Here is a 2770-nt window from a genome sequence, read left to right on the forward strand (position 1 = left end):
GCATCGGCGACGACGAGAACCGCGTCCACCGCGGCGGTGCCGAGCGAGTGGATCGCGGCCTTGGTCGCGTTGATGCCTGCGGGTGTCGACCGGCAGACCAGCACGACCGGGCCCTGCAGCTCGTTGGTGAGCTGCGCTTCGGGAAGGTCGAGCAGTTGTGCCCAGGTGCTCACACCGGCGCCGGGGTGCACGCCCACGATCGACGTCTGCCGAGCGGCGACGGTCGGCGGGACGACTGCCCGGCCGGGGCCAGCCCACGAGGCAGCATCGGCGCCCTCGGCGACGGAGCTGCCGTCGAGCCGGAGGACCACCTTGGTCACGAGTTCGCCGTCTGTCACGACGACACGTACGGGCGCAGTCGCGTCAACGAGGTTGGTGACCGCATCGAGGACTGCCCGTCGGACGTCCTGTCCCGCGGGGACGGTCAGAACGTGGCCGTTAACTGCCCACATCGGGCCGAACGCATGCGTCACTGCGACCGGGGGAACCAGTTCAGTCGAGCACTCGGTGCAGAACCGGCTACCGACCTTCTCGCTGCCACATGCGGGGCAAGCGCGGCGGGCGTCGGTCGGTTCGCCTCCGACATGCGCGTTCACTGCACCACTCATGACTGCGAGTGTTGCAGATTTGCAAGTTCATCGCAACGAACTGGCCCCAGTTCGGGTTACTTCTCCGTTTTTGCGCCCACCTGTCGCAGAGTCGCAACGATCCAGTCACCGGCGGTGGCGGCGAAGCGCTCCGGATCTGCGTTCCATTCCATCGCGTGCGGGCTCGCTGGGAACTGCACCAGGTCGACGTGGGCCGAGCTCGCGGCGAAGGCCCGGGACGCGGCGAAGGGGGTGGTCAAGTCGCCGTCCGAGTGGATGACCAACGCCGGTACATCTGTGACCGGCAGCGCCTCGGACAGACGCAGCGTCACCGGGAGGCCGAGCAGGCGTGCGCCGATCCGCGACGACAGGAACGCGATCGCTGACGATGCGAGCCAGCGCGGGACGCGCTGGCGGGCCATGCCGTAGTGGATGGTTCGTGCCCAGCTGACGACCGGTGACACGAGTACCAGTGCGTCGATTGAGGCGCCCTGCGGCCCGTGCACCGTTTCCTCGAGCGCCACGGTCGCGCCCAGCGACCAGCCCACGACGACGATGCGCGCTGCTCCCTGCGATCGCGCGTACGCGATTGCGGCGTCAAGATCGCGCCACTCCGTCTGCCCGAGTGTCGAGGGTGCACGTCCCTCCCCTGCCGCCTCACGGTCGCCGCGGTACGAGACCACGAGCGATGTGTAGCCCGTGCCGGCGAGGGCGCGGACGCTTCGGAGGGCGGAGTCGCGGCCGGCGAGCATGCCGTGCACGTGGAGCACCCACGTCGACGAATTCGTGCCGACGCCGGCGTACAGCCACGCTGGCTGCGTCGCGTGGTCGGTGTCTATCGCGACGTCCACCGGTCCGCTCTCGGCGACGTTCGTGGCGGTGAACACGTTCCCCGCGGCACGGCCTTCGGTGCCTCGCTCGAGCGGTGCGCGTTCGGCCAGGTGCCGCGTCACGGTGCTGCCGTCGGCGGCGACCTTCGCACCGGGGGCCAGCACGGTCAGCTTCGTCTCGTTGTCGTACAGCAGCCCGAGGATCCCGTCGAAGCTCGTCAGCGGGTTGCTCGAGAGGATGACGCGCTGGCCGTCATCGTCGACGCTCACGATCTTGGTCGGCCGAGCCCGTTGCGGGAAGACCACCGCCCGGGCGAGGAACAGCACGGCCGCCGCGTACGCCGCGGCGAGAACGACGACCGCGATGACGATGATGATGAGGGCGAGCATCAGGGGGTGACCTCTCCGAGCTTCTTGGACAGCGTTCGTTCGATGAGCCCGAACACGATGCGTTCGGTCGCCGAGAGCTCCTGGATCCCGACCCTGACGCGGTCCCGGACGTTCGCGGCCGAGTCGAACGCGAGCTGCTTGTTCGACCACCCGCCCGGACGCACGAGCGCCAGCCGGCCCTCTCGGTAGCTAGGGCCGTGGCCGCGGGCGTCGATCCGGACCGTCCATCGAGCAGCTGCCCGCCAGAAGCTGCGGGCGCCGAGGATCCAGAAGAACCCGCCGACGGCGATGATGATGCCGGAGAAGAACGGCGTCTGGGCCACGTAGTAGTAGTGCTCTCGCAATGCGGCTGTGACGGGCGCGAAGTGCGCGATGCCGAGGTAGATCACCTCGATGACGTCGCTGACAAGCATCAGGGACAGCCCGATCACCCAGAACACTGTCGGGATCGTTCGCCGCTCCGCCAGCATTCGGATCGTGTGGGCGCTGAGGGCGCCCATGATCGCCGTGTACAACGTCGCGAACAGCCACACGGCTGACTGGTCGAGACGGTCGAGTACGAAGCGTGAGGCGTCCCCTGCGGGTGCTGTAATGAGCAGGAACGGGACCGAGAACGCGACGATCGCCGCGACGATCGCCCACCACGGCAGCCGCCGGCGTTGGAACCCGCGTTCGGCAGCGACGGCGTTGTGGAACAGCGCCAGTGCCGCGACGGCCGAGGCGTCACGGACGAGCGTCAGGAGGTTCCGGGAACCGAGGAGGCCGTCGAGCACCAGGGGCGGAGCGCCGATGACTCCGTAGGTTGCGAGCGACACCGCTGCGAAGACGGTGGCCCACCATGCGGGCTTTCGCCAGGATCGGTGCCGGATCGCGACGACCGCGATGAGGACCAGGAGACATACGCTTTGGATCACCCGAAGTGCTCCTCTTCCGTCGTGTCCGCGTAGGTGGTGAAGCGGCGGG

Annotated in this window: 2 protein-coding genes and 1 pseudogene; all 3 read right to left on the minus strand. The window is 68.6% G+C overall.

Annotated features, from left to right (window positions below; all coding sequences use genetic code 11):
• Window positions 1-338 (minus strand): annotated as a pseudogene (locus BR70_RS18730) (hypothetical protein); the annotation flags it as partial.
• 326 nt (window positions 339-664) lie between these two features.
• A complete protein-coding gene (locus BR70_RS21925) occupies window positions 665-1807 on the minus strand; it encodes an alpha/beta hydrolase family protein (protein WP_051596476.1) in 1143 nt (380 codons plus the stop codon).
• Window positions 1807-2721, minus strand: a complete 915-nt coding sequence (locus tag BR70_RS0100160; protein ID WP_081827158.1) for a hypothetical protein — start codon at window positions 2719-2721, stop codon at window positions 1807-1809. The genes BR70_RS21925 and BR70_RS0100160 overlap by 1 nt, the downstream gene beginning before the upstream one ends.
• Between the last annotated feature and the right edge of the window lie 49 nt (window positions 2722-2770).

The sequence above is a fragment of the Curtobacterium sp. UNCCL17 genome, from assembly GCF_000686685.1.
GTDB classification, from domain to species: Bacteria; Actinomycetota; Actinomycetes; order Actinomycetales; family Microbacteriaceae; genus Curtobacterium; species Curtobacterium flaccumfaciens.